General features: G+C 61.8%; 13 protein-coding genes. 5 read left to right on the forward strand and 8 right to left on the reverse strand.

From position 1 onward, the window contains the following. The first annotated feature begins 22 nt into the window (after positions 1–22). From HG800_RS20105 to HG800_RS20120, 4 genes are all read left to right on the forward strand, one after another. A complete protein-coding gene (locus HG800_RS20105) occupies positions 23–721 on the forward strand; it encodes a copper homeostasis protein CutC (protein WP_169978831.1) in 699 nt (232 codons plus the stop codon). Positions 722–866: 145 nt separating this feature from the next. Next, on the forward strand, positions 867–2384 hold the full coding sequence (locus tag HG800_RS20110) for a sulfatase family protein (protein WP_235963820.1): 1518 nt from the start codon (positions 867–869) through the stop codon (positions 2382–2384). Between the two features lie 160 nt (positions 2385–2544). After that, positions 2545–4116, forward strand: coding sequence for a thiamine phosphate synthase (locus HG800_RS20115; protein ID WP_169978833.1), 1572 nt, complete (start codon positions 2545–2547; stop codon positions 4114–4116). Then, positions 4113–5711: a phytoene desaturase family protein gene (locus HG800_RS20120; RefSeq protein ID WP_169978835.1), complete on the forward strand. Its 1599-nt coding sequence runs from the start codon at positions 4113–4115 to the stop codon at positions 5709–5711. Before HG800_RS20115 ends, HG800_RS20120 begins: the two co-directional genes overlap by 4 nt. Here the strand turns inward: HG800_RS20120 and argJ are convergent. Both argJ and HG800_RS20130 read right to left on the reverse strand, forming a co-directional pair. After that, on the reverse strand, positions 5699–6901 hold the full coding sequence (gene argJ / locus HG800_RS20125) for a bifunctional glutamate N-acetyltransferase/amino-acid acetyltransferase ArgJ (RefSeq protein ID WP_315852065.1): 1203 nt from the start codon (positions 6899–6901) through the stop codon (positions 5699–5701). The genes HG800_RS20120 and argJ overlap by 13 nt on opposite strands. A 38-nt stretch (positions 6902–6939) precedes the next feature. Further along, complete coding sequence (locus tag HG800_RS20130) at positions 6940–7710, reverse strand: SDR family NAD(P)-dependent oxidoreductase (RefSeq protein WP_169978837.1); 771 nt, start codon at positions 7708–7710, stop codon at positions 6940–6942. A 469-nt stretch (positions 7711–8179) separates the two neighbouring features. On the opposite strand from HG800_RS20130, the gene HG800_RS20135 reads away from it, so the two are divergent. Next, complete coding sequence (locus HG800_RS20135; protein WP_169978839.1) at positions 8180–10465, forward strand: hypothetical protein; 2286 nt, start codon at positions 8180–8182, stop codon at positions 10463–10465. Between the two features lie 285 nt (positions 10466–10750). Here HG800_RS20135 and rdgB read toward each other — a convergent pair whose 3' ends face one another. From rdgB to HG800_RS20165, 6 genes are all read right to left on the reverse strand, one after another. Continuing rightward, entirely contained in the window at positions 10751–11401 is a 651-nt protein-coding gene (gene rdgB / locus HG800_RS20140) for an RdgB/HAM1 family non-canonical purine NTP pyrophosphatase (RefSeq protein ID WP_169978841.1), read from the reverse strand. A gap of 112 nt (positions 11402–11513) precedes the next feature. Beyond that, the gene (locus tag HG800_RS20145; protein WP_169978843.1) at positions 11514–12782 is read right to left on the reverse strand and encodes a hypothetical protein; all 1269 of its coding nucleotides are present in this window, start codon (positions 12780–12782) and stop codon (positions 11514–11516) included. Between the two features lie 259 nt (positions 12783–13041). Beyond that, positions 13042–13758: a ribonuclease PH gene (gene rph, locus HG800_RS20150; RefSeq protein WP_169978845.1), complete on the reverse strand. Its 717-nt coding sequence runs from the start codon at positions 13756–13758 to the stop codon at positions 13042–13044. A gap of 52 nt (positions 13759–13810) precedes the next feature. Further along, positions 13811–15451: a glycosyltransferase family 39 protein gene (locus HG800_RS20155; protein ID WP_169978847.1), complete on the reverse strand. Its 1641-nt coding sequence runs from the start codon at positions 15449–15451 to the stop codon at positions 13811–13813. A 104-nt stretch (positions 15452–15555) separates the two neighbouring features. Continuing rightward, positions 15556–16500 carry an ornithine carbamoyltransferase gene (argF, locus tag HG800_RS20160; RefSeq protein ID WP_169978849.1) on the reverse strand — a complete coding sequence of 315 codons (945 nt, stop codon included), beginning with the start codon at positions 16498–16500 and terminating at the stop codon, positions 15556–15558. 69 nt (positions 16501–16569) lie between these two features. Further along, the gene (locus HG800_RS20165) at positions 16570–17778 is read right to left on the reverse strand and encodes an aspartate aminotransferase family protein (protein WP_169978851.1); all 1209 of its coding nucleotides are present in this window, start codon (positions 17776–17778) and stop codon (positions 16570–16572) included. Positions 17779–17891: the final 113 nt, after the last annotated feature.

Here is a 17891-nt window from a genome sequence, read left to right on the forward strand (position 1 = left end):
CCCCTGCAGGAGCGATCTGGCAATGTCCCGGTTGACCGTTGAGATTTGCGTGGAGGGCCTTTCCTCTGCGCTGGCCGCGGGAGCGGGTGGAGCGGACCGTGTCGAGCTCTGTGAACATCTGGCCGTGGGGGGAGTGACCCCGTCGGCTGGGGCTATTGCACTTGCCTGTCGATCGTTGACGATTCCGGTCCATGTGCTCATTCGGCCAGGAGGAGGTGACTTTGTCGTCTCCGAGGTCGAATTTCAGGCGATGAGGCACGACATTGCGACCGCCCGATCGCTCGGGGCCGCTGGCGTCGTCCTGGGAGTCCTCAGGCCCGACGGGACGATTGATCAGGAACGCTCGGGTGCGCTCATTGCCGATGCCAGGCCGATGTCGGTGACGTTTCATCGTGCCTTCGACCAGGTACCGGACCCATTCGAGGCCCTGGAAACGCTGATTGATCTGGGAGTGGATCGGGTCTTGACCTCTGGTCAGGCGGAATCGGCACGATTGGGGATCTCGGTCCTTGCCGAGCTCCATGCTCGGTCGGCAGGACGGATCATTGTCCTGGCGGGGGGCCGGATCCGAGCGTCTGATGTGCAATCGTTGGTTGCACCCGGATTGAGCGAACTTCATCTCGGTTCCGCCGCATGTGAAGCTGGGAGAACCGACGTCGAGGCGGTTCGACGGATCATGAAGACCGTCAACGAGTGCAATCACTCTGATCTCGAACCCTAACGAACAGCCCCGCAACCTCCACGGGTGGCGACAGGATTGAGGAATCGAGACCCTTGCGACCCGTTGCGATCGAGGGCATTTTTTTGGGTATCGCACGATTCGAGACGTTTCCAACACGGGTTCGCAACGAGAAGGACTGAATCGAATGCTTCAATTTCGTATGAGCCGCCAAACCGTTCCGTTAGTGCTGGCGAGCTTGGTGGTCGGGATGATGCTTGCTGTGGGATCGAGCCAGGCAATGGGGGCGGATCGACCGAACATCCTGTTTGCGATTGCGGATGATTGGTCTGCTGACCATGCGGGAGCATACGGTTGCTCGTGGGTGAAAACACCTGCATTTGATCGAGTGGCGCGGGAAGGAGTCTTGTTCAAGCACTGTTTCACCTCCAATCCGAAATGCTCGCCGTGCCGGGCCAGCATCCTGACAGGACGAAACACCTGGCAACTGGAGGAGGCGTGCTGCCACTTCGGACTGTTTCCTGCAAAGTGGGCTGTTTACCCGGACCTTCTCGAAGAGAGCGGATATTTTGTTGGCTATACGGGGAAAGGCTGGGGACCAGGTGATTTCGAGGCCGGCGGATTCTCACGGAATCCGGCTGGACCGAATTTCAGCGAGCACCGAGCGCCGCCTCCGTATCGGGCCATGGCGAATGTTGACTACGCCAGGAATTTCGAGGCGTTTCTTGAAGCCCGAGAATCTGATCAGCCGTTCTGCTTCTGGTACGGCGGATTCGAACCCCATCGCGATTACGAGGCAGGAGCTGGATTACGCGCCGGACGCGATCCGCAAGCGGTTGAGGTTCCGTCTTACTATCCCGATCACCCCACGATCCGCAGTGATCTTCTCGATTACGGCCTTGAGGTGGAATGGTTTGATACGCATCTGGGGCGCATGCTCGACCATCTGGAGTCGATCGGAGAGCTTGAGAACACGATCATCGTGGTGACCTCAGATCATGGTATGCCGTTCCCGAGGGTCAAAGGCCAGATTTATGATCATGGATTCCGGCTCCCTCTCGCAGTGCGATGGGGAGCCCGTGTGGCTCCAGGGAGAACGATCGAGGATTTTCTCAACGTTCGAGATGTTGCTCCCACGTTTCTGGAGGCGGCCGGCGTGCCGATTCCAGATTCGATGACGGGTCAGAGTTTTCTCAAGACGCTAACGGGACAGGGTTCGGGGTGGGTTGAGCCGTCGAGGAACCGCATGCTCATCGGGAAGGAACGGCATGACCTGGGCCGTCCCGACGACCTCGGATACCCCGTTCGAGCGATTCGAACACCCGAGTACCTCTACATTCACAATTTCGAACCGGATCGTTGGCCTGTCGGGAATCCCGAAACCTCCTATCCGAATTGTGACAATAGCCCGACGAAGACATTGCTCACCTTTCGGTTCGACGAGTTCTACCGTCTTTGCTTCGGCAAACGGCCGAGGGAAGAGTTTTATGTCCTCGCGGATGACCCCGACTGCGTCACCAATCGAGCGTCTGATCCCGCGCTTCGAGCCGTCAAGGAATCCCTTCGGGACGAAATGGAATCGACCTTGCGCGCAGAGGGGGACCCTCGGATGTTCGGACTCGGTTGGATGTTCGATACCTATGATTACGTAGGAGCTCGAAACCACTCGTATGCCAACTGGCTGAACCATCATCGAGAGGAGTGATTGAGGGATCTCCTGGCCCTCGCATCCTGGCGGTGGAGCTTCTCCGCCGCAATCAGTTGGGGCTCATCCTCGTTCCGTCGCACCTTCCTGGTTGCGTACAGTAGAAGAGACGTTGGCTTCGTCACAGTGATGGGCCGGTGGGACCGAGGGTGAGGGAGACATGTGGGAATCATTCACGGCAGGTGCCCAGCGCGTTCTTCAACGCGCCGAGCAGGTTGCCCGATTGCGTCGATCCGAGTCCGTGGAGCCCATCGATCTCCTTGTCGCATTGATCGAAGAGACCGAAAGCCGGGCTGCGGTGATGATCACCGAGTTTGGCATCTCGCTTGAGCAACTTCGAACAGTTGCTGAGCCGTTGGACGCTCAGGCAGTTGAGGATGAACGAGCGACCTGGGAGGGAGTGGAGGATGCCGTCGGTCTTCCTCACTCTCATGCGATGCGATTGACCCTGACCGAAGCCACGCTTCGGGCGCGATCGTTGGATCGTTCGCAAGCGATTGGAACCGAGCATTTGCTCGTCGGTTTGCTCGGCTCCAACGATCCGGTCGCGGCTCATCTCATTGAGGCAGGGCTTCAGGTCGATGTCTTGATGGAGCGGATTGCCGGGGTCAACGCCATTGAGTCGGGGCCGATCCCGATGTCTGAGGATCTTCCTGCCCCTGTTCTTGCCGATCCGGGAGAAGTAGCCGATCTGGCTCGCATTCTCGACGCGTCGGCCAACCGGGCTCGGGAAGGTCTTCGAGTGATCGAAGACTACGTGCGTTTCGTGCTCAATGATCCTGCCCTGACCCGACGGCTCAAGGATGTCCGCCATCGCTTTGGCGAGGCGATTCGTGGTTTTGACTCCGACTGGCTGATCACGGCGCGCGACACTCCAAACGATGTCGGTACGCACATCATGGCCAGCGATGAGGGTTCTCGCGAACACCCCCGGGCCGTCCTCACCGCGAATTTTAAGCGCACTGCGGAAGCTTTGCGTACGTTGGAGGAATACACGAAGGTCTTTGATCAATGGCTCTCGGGTCGCTTCGAAATCTTGCGTTATGATGTCTATACTCTTGAAAAGCGCGTGATGGCGGCCGTGGTGGCCCGAGGTGGACTTGATGGGGCCCGTTTGTATGTGCTGGTAGGAGGGCTTCCGACCCTCGGCGACCTGACCTGGATCGTCGAGGAGGCAATTGCGGGAGGTGCCGACGTAATCCAGTACCGGGAGAAAGGACTCTCCGATCGAGTCATGCTTGAACGTGCCCGCGAGGTCCGCATTCTCACGGCTCGCGCGGGTGTGCGCTTCATCATGAACGATCGGCCGGATCTGGCTCGGCTTGCGTCGGCCGATGGGGTGCACCTGGGTCAGGATGACCTTTCTGTGCGTGATGTGCGTCGCGTCGTTGGCCCGAACATGGTGATCGGTGTCTCGACCCATGAGCCGGTACAGTGTGATGCGGCGATTCGTGACGGCGCAAACTACCTGGGTGTTGGTCCCGTTTTCCCAAGTCAAACCAAGGTTTTCGACGCCTTCGCCGGTCTGGCCTACGTTCGGCATGTGGCTGAGGAAACCACCCTCCCCTGGTTCGCGATTGGGGGAATCACCGAGGAGAATCTGGACGAAGTGCTCGACGCCGGAGCAACTCGGATTGCAGTCTCGTCTGCAGTGGTCCGAGCCGATCGTCCTCGGCGAGCCTCTCAGGCGTTCAAGACTCGGATCGTCGAGCGACGGGAAATGGAGCCATGACGTTGCCTCGATTGGATGCGGTACGGAGGCGGTTTGCTGAACAGAGCTCGCTCGGTGAACTCACCGCGCAACGCTGGGACACGATCATTGTGGGAGCGGGGCACAACGGTCTGACCTGTGCGGCTTATCTTGCTCGGGCCGGGATGAAGGTTCTGGTCCTTGAATCGCGCGATCCGATCGGAGGGGCATGCACGATTCATGAACCGTGGCCAGGGTATCGTGTGTCCCCGTGTGCCTATCTTCTCGGGTTGTTGCATCCGAAGGTCATCGATGACCTGGGGTTGATCGGACGAGGGCTTCGCTGGACTCCGGCTACGGCCGGGCTGTTCGTCCCGTTTGACGATGGTGAGAGTCTTCAACTCTGGGACGACGAGGAACGCTGTGAGGCGGAGATTCGCCGCCTTTGCCCCGAGGATCTCGACGGATTCCGAGCCTTCGCCGAGGTGAAGCAACGGCTGCGTGATGCGATCCGGCCCCCCAGTGATGCGGACCTCTGGCTTGATCCGGAACCGAGCCGAGAGGTGATCGAGGATCGGCTCGGCAACGATCCCGAGGCCCGATCATTGCTGTTCGAGTGGTCCATGGTCGAGTATGTCGAGCGATTCTTCCGCTCTCCATACCTTCAAATGGCCTACCTCGGTCAGGGGGTGATCGGTACCAACGCCAGCCCTCACGATCCCGGAACTGCCTCAATCCACTTTCATCACCAATCGGGAAGACTCGGGGGAATCCCCGGAGCCTGGGGCTACGTGGAAGGGGGTATGGGGATGATATCCTTCCTGATCGCCGATGCGGCCCGAGAGGCCGGTGCCGTGATCGTGAGTGGCTTGCCCGTGGCCCGGATCGTGCCGGAAGAAGGGGTGGAATTGGATTCCGGCAATCGGATTCATGCGTCGGTGGTTGTATCAAACGCCGATCCGAAGTCAACCCTGGCGTTGTTGGGAAACCTCGCCGATCCCTCCTGGCGTCAACGGGTCGAGGCCATCCCCATGACCGGTTGCACTGTCAAGGCGAACGTCGCGCTCAGCGAATTGCCGAACTTTCGCACCCGACCGGGAACCGTTCAGGCCCAGCATCGAGGTCAGGTCAACACACCGCTCACAAAGGACGAATGGGCCTTGTCGTTTGCCCAGGCCCGATCCGGTCGGCTGCCGGATCGAATCTGGGCGGAACTGTATTTCCAGACGACTGCCGACCCGAGCGTTGCTCCTGCGGGAATGCATACGATGAGCGTCTTCGCGCAGTATGTCCCCCATACCTTTGCCGAAGGTGATTGGGAGACGCGACGCGACGACGTCGTCCGATTGATCCTCGACACACTCGCCCGTCATTGCTCAAACATTCCCGAAGCGGTGCGAGCGATCGAGGTGCTTGGCCCGCCCGACATTGAGCGTCGAGTGGGGCTTTGGGGTGGGCATATTTTCCAGGGAGAGTGTCTCCCGCCGTTTATGTGGGATCGCCGGCTAACCAGTCGAACACCGATGCCAGGGGTTTATCTCTGCGGCGCCGGGACGCATCCGGGCGGAAGTGTCATGGCCGTCAATGGGCGCAATGCGGCCATGTGTGTCCTTGCGGATCGAGCTCAGGTCGTGTAGTCGGCATTCAATCGGACATACTCGGCCGTGAGGTCGCAGGTCCAGAATCGGGCCGAGGCATCCCCTTGAGTGAGCGTGAGGGTAATGTCGACCTCTCGGTTCGTTTTCAAGCGATGCGAAACCGCTTCAGCGTCGTAGTCGAGTGGGACTCCGTCACGGTAGAGTGGTACCCCATCCAGTTCCAGGGAGAGTTCCGTCTCCTCGAACAAAACGCCCGCGTAACCGGCCGCGGAAACGATTCGTCCCCAGTTTGGATCGGCGCCGTGAATGGCGGTTTTTACGAGGGGACTGTCGGCCACAGTTCGGGCGATCTGGGCGGCCTGATCTCGGTTACGGCAGCCCTTGACGTTGATGGTGATCAGATGGGTGGCCCCTTCGCCGTCGTCGGGGATCATGCGCGCCAGGGTTTCGCACGTTTCGCGAACCATGCCGGCAAACATTTTCAGGTCGGCCCCCATCAGGGGCAACTCGCCCCGGGAACCGGAAAGTATCAGCACTGAATCATTCGTGCTTGTGTGGCCTTCGACTGAGATGCAGTTGAACGTTTCGTCCACGGCGTCGAGAAGGATGCCCGAGAGGGCACCCATCTGCACCCGAGCGTCGGTAATCAAAAATCCGAGCATCGTGGCCATGCGGGGGCCAATCATCGCTGCTCCCTTGGCGATGCCGAGCAAGCGGACGGTCTTCCCCGTTTCGGTCTTTCGTCGCATCGAGACAATCTTCGGCCGGGTGTCGGTCGTCAGGATGGCACGGGACGCATCATGAAATCCCTTTGCGTCGTATGTTGCCGCATCGATCGCCTGGTTCACGCCGGACTCGATACGATCCATCGGCAGTTGATGGCCGATTACGCCTGTTGATGCGATGAGGATGTGTTCGGGTAAGCAGCCGAGGCGTGTTGCTGCCATTTCGGCGGTGCGCTTCGTGTTCTCAAACCCCTGGGCGCCGGTGGCTGCGTTGGCATTGCCGGAGTTGATGACGATGGCCCGAATCGCTTCGGAGGGCACGATCGCGCGGTCCCACTGCACCGGAGCCGCCGCGATCCGGTTCGTGGTGAAGGTGCCTGCCGCCGAGCAGGTCGAGTCGGCCACGATCACTGCCAGGTCGGCCAAGCCGCTTGGCTTGATTCCCGCCTTCACCCCGGCGGCCCGGAAGCCCTCGGGAATTTCCAACACTGTCGAATCGCTCACGAGAATCGTCCTCCGCTCGCTCCCGGCCATTGTGTGAACTACTGCGCGGTGCATCCACCGTCAATGAACAGGGTGGCGCCGGTCATGTAACTGGAAGCGTCCGAGGCCAGAAACAGAGCTGCCGGCCCGAGTTCCTCAGGGTCGCCCCATCGACTGAGAGGAACTTTCGCTTCCATTGCGGCCTTCTTTTCGGGATCGTTCAGAAGGGGCAGGTTGATTTCCGTGGCGAATGGTCCAGGGCAAAGCGCGTTGACGTTGATGCCGAAGGGGGCCAACTCCAGGGCAAGCGTCTTGGTGAGCAGTGTCATCCCCCCTTTGCTGGAGCAATAGGGAGTGCGTTCGGCCAGACCGATCTCACCCAGCATGCTCGAGACGTTGATGATCCGTCCCCACCCGTTCCGTTTCAACTCCGGAACCGCGGCGCGGCAGAAGAGCCAGGAGCCTTTGAGATTGGTGTCGAGCACCAGATCCCATTCGGATTCTTCGAGCTGTTCGATCGGGCGTCGGATGTTGATGCCCGCGTTGTTGACCAGGATGTCGAGCTTGCCAAACCGTTCGACAGTCGCCGCTACGGCGGCCTGAACCTGATCGGCCTTCGTCACCTCAACGGCCAGGCCCATCACCTCCTGGCCGGTGGATGCGGCTATCTCCCGGGCGACGGCGTCTGCCCGATCCTGCTCCCGAGCCGTGAGCGCGACCGAGGCCCCGGCCGAGGCCATCGCCTCGGCCATCACCCGCCCCAACCCCCGGGCTCCTCCGCTGATCAACACCACCCGTCCATCGAGCCGAAATCGATCGATCGCCGCCATTGCGCCGTACCCCGGTCAATCGTGGAACCCCACCGCCCTTGCGGGTGCCTCGCTCCCAGTCCACACACCAGGGCAGACCGATTTCGGACGCGGAAGGTTCTCACGGAATCGTGATGAAGGCCCCTAGCCTACTTGGCCCCGACCAGCAGGGCTATCCCCCGCCCCGCACTCCGAGGATACCGCTGAGAGGGGCCACTCGGGATGCACCCGGAAGATCGGTTCCAGCGATCCGGCCTGGTTAAGACGGCAGTTCGGGCGAATTGGGCTGAGGTTGTGGCGAATGGGCAAGTTGTTCGGTTCGTTCGATTTAGGGGTGTAGGGAAAATGGGACGTTCAGTTCAAGAGGGAGCCCTGGGGAATCCGAATCAAGGGGTGAGCCTTGAGAATAGCCCTCCCGGGCTCGCCTGGGTGCCTTCCAGGGTCTGGGTCCGAAACATCTCTGAGCGTCGGAGAAACTGACGGAGCGACCATGACGAAGCGATACCTCCTCTTGATCCCGCTCATTGCGTTGCCGCTTGGTTCGTGGCTGGCCGTTCGGCCGGCTGCGGCGTTTGTCGGCCATGGTCATGCTGGCAAGGCCTTGCCGGCGGTGGCCCCGATGGGTGGAGAAACTCTTTCCGGACCGGTTTCGTATGAAGTCCGGCGCCGGACCGTGCTGCAACCTGTCACTGAAACGGTTTTTGAGAGCCAGCAGGTGACCTCGGTTCGTGATGTGCACGAAACCGTGATGCGACCGCAAACCGTGACGACCATGCGGTCGATCACTGAAACGCACCTTCAAGAGGTGCCCTATACCATCCAGAAGCCGATCCAGCGGACCGAGTTTCGCGAGGAACAGTACACGGTGCAGCGTCCGGTGACGCGGACGATTTCGAAGACGGTGCCTTACACCGTGATGCGGCCGGTCACCGAAACGCACCTGAAGACCGTTCCGTACACCATCAAGCGTCCGATTACCGAGACGCACATGAAGACGGTGCCTTACACCGTTTGCCGTCCGGTCAAGGAGGTGAGCTACAAGACGGTGCCGATCACCGTTTGCCGCCCCGTGACCGAAACCCGTTACCGGAACGAGACGTACGTCATTCAGCGTCCGGTGACTCAGGTGGTTCCCCGAGTCGTCTGCACGACCGTCATGAAGCCTGTGCCCCGCACCACCTACAAGACCGTCACCGAGACCATCTCGGTTCCTGAGGTCCGCACGGTGATGCAAGCGCAGACCTACACCGTCATGGATACGGTCAAGCAGACGGCGTACAAGACCGTTCCCTACACCGTGACCCGACCGGTGAAGGAAACCACCTTCCAAACGATCCGCGATGTGGTGACCGTTCCGGTCAAGCGGACGGTCATGAAGGAAGTTCCCTACACCGTGACTCGGCCGATCACCGAAACTGTGCTCCAGACACGGACTCGGAAGATCTGCCGGCCGGTGCAGGAGACGACCTTCAAGAACGTCTCGGAGACGATCTATCAGACGGTCACCGAAACGGCCTTCCGCGATGTCTGCGAGACGGTTCCCGTCCCTCAGACCATCACGGAACAGGTTCCGGTGGAATGTGGTGAGTGGATCACACGGACCCGGTTTGTGCCGGGGATCACCGTTCCGGCCAAGGGAGGCGAGGTTGTTCCTTCCGCCCAGTGCCCCGGTTCGGTCGTGACCGAGAAAGTCTTCGTTCCGAAGACGGTCATGCAGACCGTGTCCCGGACCGTGATGGTCCCTCAGGTGGTGCGAAAGCAAGTTCCTTACCAGGTCTGCCGACAGGTGCCCGTGACCATCTGCAAGCAGGTTCCGGTGACACGGACCCGTTTGGTGAAGGAACGCGTGGTCGAGCAGGTTCCGGTGACGGTCTGCAGGACGGTACGCGAAACCCAGGTCAAGCTCGTCCCACACACCATTTGCGACATGGTTCCGCAGGAACGGGTTCGTCAGGTTCCCGTGACCGTCTGCCGGATGGTCTCCGAAACCCGCACCAAAACCGTGCCCTACACCGTCTGCCAGACGGTCCCACGGACCTGTGTGAAGCAAGTTCCGGTCAAGGTCACGACGATGGTGCCGCGGAGCATCTGCAAGAAGGTTCCGGTGACCACCACGGTTATGGTGCCGCACAAGGTCACCCAAACCGTTCCGACCACCGTCACCAAGATGGTCAAGGAGACGGCGTGTCGACAGGTGCCCTATTCCGTCACCCGGACGATCAAGGAAACCCAGTACAAGACCGTTCCGGTGACCCACGTGCGGATGGTGAAGGAAACCCACACCAAGCAGGTTCCCTACACTGTCTGCCGGACGATCTTCGAGACGGCATACAAGCAGGTTCCCGTGACCGTCTGCCGGATGGTCTCCGAAACCCGAACGAAGGTTGTCAATCAGACGATCTGCGAGATGGTTTCCGAGGTTCGGACCCGATGCGTGCCCTACACGGTTTGCGACATTCAGACGATCCCTTGCGTCAAGCGAGTGCCCGTCAAGGTCTGCAAGCAGGTGCCGGTCACCAAGACAATCTGCGTTCCGGAGACCGTCGTGCGTCAGGTGACTGACGTGAAGACAATCTGCGTGCCCCGGACCGTCACCCGACAGGTTCCGGTCGAAATCTGCGAGGTGGTTCCGGTCGTCTGCCCGACCCCGCAGGTGCCGGTCAAGAGCGTGGTGGCCTCGGCCCAGTGTGCTCCGACCGACCTTCTGCCCGCGGCCGAAATCTGCCGGCCGAAGTGCGAGCTGCTCAGCCGAGTCTTCGGATGCAAGCGGTTCTGACCCTCGCTCCTTCAGCAACCACCGGCTCGGCCGGGACGAGGACGTGACGGCTTGACGCACCCAGACAGGACCGACGCATCAGAGGATGGGGGGTTGCTTCGCTCGATCCCTTCCGTCACGATCCAAGACGCAAACGCCCCTCGCATTCGCGAGGGGCGTTTTTGTGCGCTCTAGAGCGGTTTTCGATTGAGCGGAGCGGCTCGCCGGGAAATGGGGGACAGGCACCTCGAAGACTCGGAGCCAGTCCCCATTTCCCTGACCCTTCACAGGCAAACGAACAACGCTCTAATGATTCATCAGGATGTGTTCCAGACCCGGACGGAGTCGTTCGAAGGCTCGGGCCCGGTGGCTGAGCTGGTGCTTGACCAAAGTACTTAGCTCGCCGAACGTCTTGTGATATTCCAGGATGATGAACAACGGGTCGTAGCCGAACCCCCCCTCCCCCTCGACCTGATGGGCGATTCGCCCTCGGCAGGCTCCTTCGGCCTCAAGGACAATTGCGCCCGAGGGATCGGACAGCGCCAGGCAGCACACGAAGGCCCCCCCTCGCCGCTCGTCAGGGACGCCGGTCAGTTCGGCGAGGAGCTTGCGGTTGTTTGCGTCGTCGTCTCCGTGCGATCCGGCATAGCGCGCCGAGTAGACCCCCGGAGCGCCATCCAGTGCATCGACGGTCAGGCCAGAGTCATCGGCGATGACCCATTGACCCAGAGACTGGGCCGTTTCGGAGGCCTTTTTGCGAGCGTTCCCGGCGAAGGTGTCGGCGTCTTCCACGACCTCGGGAGCGTCTGGGAAGCCGTCGAGGGTCAGAACGACCAGGCGGGCAAGTCGCGGGTTCGGCTCCCAGGGAGGGGCGATCAGCCCCACCATCTCTCGCCCTTTCTTGACGTTGCGGGTGGCGAGAACGATCGGGAAGGGTTGAGCGGGTGCATCACTCATGACGGAAGGCTCAGGGAGGAACTCGAAGAGGAGAGGATCGGAGGGATCGACCGTCGAGGGCAGGCCAGGATCATCGGATCCATCGAACCTGGCCCACCTCGATGGGGATCGCTCAATTCGATTGGGGAACTTCGAAGACCGTGGTCGAGGGAGCAAGGTGCTGGGTGAACACCTTGTTGCCCTGCCGCTTCGTTTCGACCTCGATCGTGAGTGCGGCCTGACGGACTTGATCGATCTTCGGATCGTTCGGCGACTGGAAGGCTCCTAGCATCACCCGGCTCGACGTCCGGTCATGATACACATACGGCTGCACGCCGAGCGAACGCACCACGTCATTCTTGGCCAGCACGGAGGCAAGTTTCTCGGCGTCTTCGTGAGCCGTTCGCAAGGGGCTGCTGTCGAAGACCTTCGGGAAGTTGATGACCGACTCGTCCGGACCACTCAACGCCGCCCGACCGGAAAACTCGGCAACCACCAGCGTGTAGGGTGCCGGGCACTTGTAAATGCTATTAGGTGTTCCTTTGTTCATGCGAACGACCAGCGGATCGACCGGCTTGACGAACCCGGAGCGGAGCACTTCGGGATCAACCACGGCCCCCGGCGGCAGCTTCGGCACGGCAGCCGTTTGGGCTCGGCCGGGGTAGAGATCCTGGGCCGGCAAGAGCGGATTGGTTGTCACGAAGGCGCGATCCAGCCCCTTTCCGTTCCGCCAGGGGAAGATCGAATGATGATCCGCGAGGGTACGCGGCTTGAGCTTCTTGATCTGGTTCTGCAGGTCCTTGGCCTGGTCGATGGTGGCACAGTTGCCGGCCATCACCACGGCCTCGTCGGTGACGCGATCCGACTCGGGAGGATTCACGTACGGTTGATCGATCGCCCGGTCCGCAGTGGGCGGGATCCCACGCATATTGCTATTGCCGGGCTTCAGCTTCAAGAAGTAGACATACGCGGGGATGCGGTGCTCGGCTCGAAGCTCCATGGCGAGCGCCTGGGCTCGCTGCACGGCATAATCACCCCGGAAGATGTGAGCGGCGACCATAAACGGTCCGGCCTGTCGCGTCAAAAGGTACGGTTCGATCGGATCGGTGGGCAGGAACGACGGCGGCGCGTCTTGCCCCGGATCGACCGGAGCCGGCAGAACCGCGCCATTCTGGAACACCTGGTCGTCGCTGGTTCCTTCCGCTTCCGGAGCGGGGCTCGGAGCCGGAGCCGGGGCCTGCGACCGGGAAGGAACCTGTAAGAACGGACGATTCAATGGCTCGGCAACCGGGGTCGGGGCGGGACCGCGGGGGGCACCTCCCCGCACCTGAGCCAGGACCGCCCCGGGCGCGGTCGCGGCCAGGGCCAAAGCCATGCTGGTCGAGAACAGGACCGATTTCATCGGCGATCCCCCATCCTGACGGGTTCGCGTATTGGGTTCGATCGTGATCACGTCAGACGCAAGACCCACCGGTACAGACGACGTCCCTTCCGGTGAGATCGGCGTTGAGGCGTCAAGCGGTGTGGTCCAGGACGGCCGATGCGCAGACGGGCGAGCCGTGTCTTAACACATCCCCCTCAGCCTGCACAGAGGAATTCAGGAGGAAGGTGGAAGTGCGAGAGACAATCCCCTTCGATCACTGCTCTCAGCGCTTGCCTCGTCAAAACGGCCAATCCGCGCCAAGGGCCTCGCGCTGGGCCTTGGTCAGGAGATCGAGCCCGAGTTCGGCCAGGTCGAGCAGTTCGGTCAGTTGATTGCGGCTGAAGGTGCCCCCTTCTCCAGTCCCCTGAACCTCAACGAGCCCACCGCCTCCCAGTCGGACGACGTTCAGGTCGACCTCGGCACCGACATCTTCGACGTAATCGAGATCGAGCAACCCTTGACCGTTGACGATCCCCACGCTGACGGCCGAGACACTGTCTTTCAACACCGTTCGGGTTGCATCGGGGCCAAGAGTAGCCAACAGGGCATCGACGACGGCCACAAACGCTCCGGTAATCGCAGCGGTCCGGGTGCCGCCGTCGGCGTCGATCACCTCGGCATCAAGGTGCAGGGTTCTCGGCCCGAGGGCTCGGGTGTCGACGGCCGCACGGAGACTCCGCCCGATCAACCGCTGAATCTCGGTCGATCGCGAATCGGCCCGTCGCTCTTTCCGGGGCGAAGTACTGCCCGGCAGCATCATGTATTCCGCCGTCAGCCAGCCGGTCCCTTTGCCTTCGAGCCACCCGGGAACGGCTTCGGTGAGGTTTGCGGTCACCAGCAGGGTCGTGCCGCCACAACGGTACAGGGCGCTGCCGTTGCTGCGGCGGGCGAAGCCACGCTCAATAGTCACGGCGCGGGGTTCCGAGGGAGATCGGCCGTCGTTTCGGGTGCTCATGGTGTCCGTCGAGGAGAAGAGGGCGGGACCGTCGAAGGCAAGGCAGCGCGGGTCATCGGACCCGCGTGGTTCCGCCGAGCCCCGGCGGTCGAATCACGACGATCGGCTGAGGCTCAGGCGCTTCATTCTGCCGTTTGAGCCGATAAATCGCCAGGCAATCGTACGGAGGGACCTGGACATGCCAGTGCTTCAGGTCTTCCGAAGGGAACAGCCCCTCGACTCTCAGAATCACATCTTTGCCCGGTGTACCGACCACGTAACCGCCCCCGGTCAGATGCTGCCGGATCAGGCGATCACGTCCTGGACCGTCAAAGGATTCCAGGGACCCCGGCTCGATCTCCGGCCGGGTGCTCAGGAAAAACTGGAGCGGGCGGTAGGTCCACCAGTCTTCTCCCAGGACCACGGTCCGCTCTGGCACCGCGAGCCCCGCGGTGCGGGCCGCATCGAGGTCGCGTTTGACAATCTTCGCCGCCCAAGCTTTCGGATCGACGGCCTCGGTTCGCAAGGTCCAGAGGGATTCCTGCCCCTGGTGGACGCTCATCAGGTGATCCAGATAATGAACCTTGAATCCAAGCAAAAGCACCCAGGCCAGACCGATCATCCCAGCCATCTGGGTTCGAAACGCGACCGTCTTCCATCCTCCTTCGGGCATCACGAGCATCGCCCGTAGGCAGCACGCCACCGCTAGGACCGAAGGCGCGACCAGATACAACCCGTACCGCACGAAATACGGTCGTAAGATGTCCGGCCCCGTCACCAGGTGCATTCCGCAAAGCGAGAGGATCAGGCCGCCAATCAAGGCCAGACGATCCCAACGCTTCTGTTTCCAGAGGCACCACGAACCGAACGCGAGGATCGATCCGAAGCCAAACCAGAAGGTCCGGTCAAAGCTCAGCGAGGTTTCCGTCGGGCCGACCTCGCAAAATCCCATGAGCAATCGTTCATATCGAAGGAAATAGAGTGGCCAGTCGCTCGGGCCGAAGCCATAGGTTTGATACGTCCACTGAATCGTCGATCGGCCGCGAGTGAGCAGGACCAATGGGCCGATCACCGCCATCGCCCCCCAGGTGGTGATCGCCAGGCTTCTCCAGCGGGCCGTCGAGTCGGTTACGGTGCGTTCCAGGAGCTTCGCCAGCAGGACAAGACCGAGCGCGGGAAGCAGGAACAAGTACGTCGGATGAACGTAATAACACAAGAGAAACGCAAGCGCGAGACCAAGCCGATGTCCCCTGAAGGCCGCGGCCAGGGCGATCACCCCGACCAGGGGATTCCAGGCCGGCTCGGCACCGATTCGGCACTCGGCAATCGCGACTGGAAGCACGGCCAACAGGGTCGCGCCGATGATCGCCGTGGGTCGGTCAAGCGATCGCTTCCAGAGGCTGTATGCCGCGATCACCGCGAGAATCCCCGCCAGCGCTCCCGGAATCTTGATCACATAGCTTGAGGGGCCCAGCAGCCAGTACAGAGGAACCTCGGTCCCCAGAACGAGGAAGTTGATCACATTCCCCGACGCCGTTTTCGAGGCAATCGCCTCACCGGCCAGCAGCTTGGCGGCCTGTACGCCGTAGAAGGCCTCATCACCGTTGGGGGCCGGCATCGTCAGGCTGGAAACCCGAAACCAGATCGCCAGCGCGAACAAGGGGACGAGGGGGGCGACGGCCAGCAGCGCCGGGAGCTTCGACCGGGCCAGCATAAGCGGAATCCTCCGTGACGAGCATTCCCGGCGCGGACTCCGCAGCTCGGGGCCGAGACGAATAGGCGGGCGGATTCTTGCCCGATCCGGACCGCCCGTCAACGTCAACCCCGGTTGCCTCCAGGCGTGCCCTCTCCCTCCATCAGGTGCAAGAGCAACGCTTTTTGGAAGTGCAAGCGGTTTGCGGCCTGGGGAACGACAAGGCTTTGCGGCCCGTCGATCACCTCAGCGGTCACTTCTTCTCCCCGGTGTGCGGGCAGACAGTGGAGGAAGATTGCGTTCGGTCGCGCCTGGCTCATCAAGGCCGCATCGACCCGATACGGCTCGAAGGTCTTGCAGCGGATCTCCGCCTCATCTTCCTGCCCCATACTGGTCCAGACGTCGGTGTATACCACATCAGCGGCCGAGACGGCGTCGGCCGGATCGTGGGTTTCCTCAAGAGGGACGCCGGGGAACTGAGTGGCGAACCGGCGCCGGAAGTCGTCGGGGAAGGCATACCCGTTCGGGCAGGCCAGGATGAAGCGCATTCCGCTCAGGGCGGAGGCCACCGCGAGCGATCGGGCCACGTTGTTTCCGTCTCCCACGAACGCCAAGGTCACTCCTTCCAGACCGCCGCATGCCTCGCGGATCGTCAGGAGGTCGCTCATGGCCTGGCATGGGTGATCCGAGTCGGTCAGTGCGTTGATGATCGGAATTTCGGCATGTTGGGCCAGTTCTTCGATGAGATCCTGCGAGAAGGTCCGTACGGCCAGCGCATCGACATACTGGCTGATGACCCGAGCAAAGTCGGTCACAGGTTCCCGAACTCCGATCCCCACATCCTTGCCGGTCATGTAGATGGACGAACCGCCCAGATGGGTCATCGCCGTCTCGAATGAGATTCGGGTGCGCATCGACGGCTTGTCAAAGACCAGGCCGAGCATCTGGCCGGCCAGCCGAGGGGAGCGCAGGCCGCGATTCCCTTCTCGCTTCAACGCGATCGCCTGGTCGAGCAAGAGCCGAACCTCGTCGGCCTTGAGGTCGAACAACTCGATGAAATGACGGGGCATGGACGGGACACTCCGGTCGGCCGCTCGTGGAGGCGAGCGGCTTCGGCTTCGGCTCGCGATCCCGGGCGATCAGGATCGCAGTTCGCGGATGACCTCGGCGATGACCTCGAACCCGTCGTCCAGTTGCTCGTCGGTCAGCGTCAGCGACGGCAAGAGGCGGACGACGGTTCCCTGGGTTGCGTTGATCAACACGCGGCGCTCCAGGCATCCGGAGACGACGGGAGAGGCATCGACCGTCAGCTCAACACCGATCATCACCCCCTGGGTTCGGATCTCCCGGATCAAGTCCGGCCGCTCGGTTCGGAGGCGTTCGAAGTGGGATCGGAATCGCTGCCCAATCTGCGGGCCGCGCTCGAGAAGGCCTTCGACCTCGATCGTCTCAATCGTTGCCAGGCCTGCCCGGCAGGCGATCGGGTTGCCTCCGAAGGTGCTCGCGTGCATTCCGGGTCGCAGCGAGGGAGCGACCTCGGTCGAGGCGATCATCACGCCACAGGCGACGCCGCCGGCCAGAGCCTTGGCGCAGGTCAGCACGTCGGGCGTGATGTTCGCATGTTGATAGGCGAACCAGCTTCCGGTCCGTCCGAGCCCGGTCTGGACCTCATCGAGCATGAGCAAGGCACCGCGATCGCTGCAGAGTTTGCGGAGACCTGCCAGGTAGCCGGAAGACGGGATATTGACTCCCCCTTCCCCCTGGATCGGCTCGACCAGGACGGCTGCCGTCTGTTCGTCGATGGCGTCGGACGCGGCGGCTAGGTCGTTGTAAGGAATGTACTTGAAGCCGGGCAACATCGGCCCGCAACCTTCGTGGTACTTCGGCTGGGCGGTCGCCGATAGTGCAGCGAAGGTCCGGCCGTGGAAGCCGTGGGTCATGGTGATGATTGTCGACCGGTTCGACTTCGACCCGTGCAGGCGGGCGAGCTTGATGGCCGCTTCGTTCGCCTCAGCCCCGCTGTTGCAGAAGAAGCACTGGCCGCCGAACGATCGCTCTGAAAGGGCCTGGGCAAACGCCCCCTGAGCCTCCATGTACCAGGTGTTCGGCACGTGGATCAGGGTGCCCACCTGATCACGGACTGCCTCCACCACCCGGGGAGGGCAGTGGCCGAGCACGTTGCAGCCCCATCCGGGAAAAAGGTCGAGGTATCGGTTCCCCTCGGCGTCCCAGATGTGCGAGCCTTCGCCGCGCACCAGGCTGACCGGGAAGCGGCGGTAGTTGCCGATCACGTAGCGGTCGAACTGCTCGATCGTTTCGGCCGAACTGGGGTGGGAAACGTGGGCCACAGGTCCAGCTCCAATGCGCTGAACCAGCGGCGCGACGCCAGTTCAGCAAGCGAGGGATAACGCGTTGATCGTGAATCGAATCGCAAACAGCTCGCACCAACGAGCGGACGAGG

This window comes from Tautonia rosea, from assembly GCF_012958305.1.
Lineage (GTDB): Bacteria > Planctomycetota > Planctomycetia > Isosphaerales > Isosphaeraceae > Tautonia > Tautonia rosea.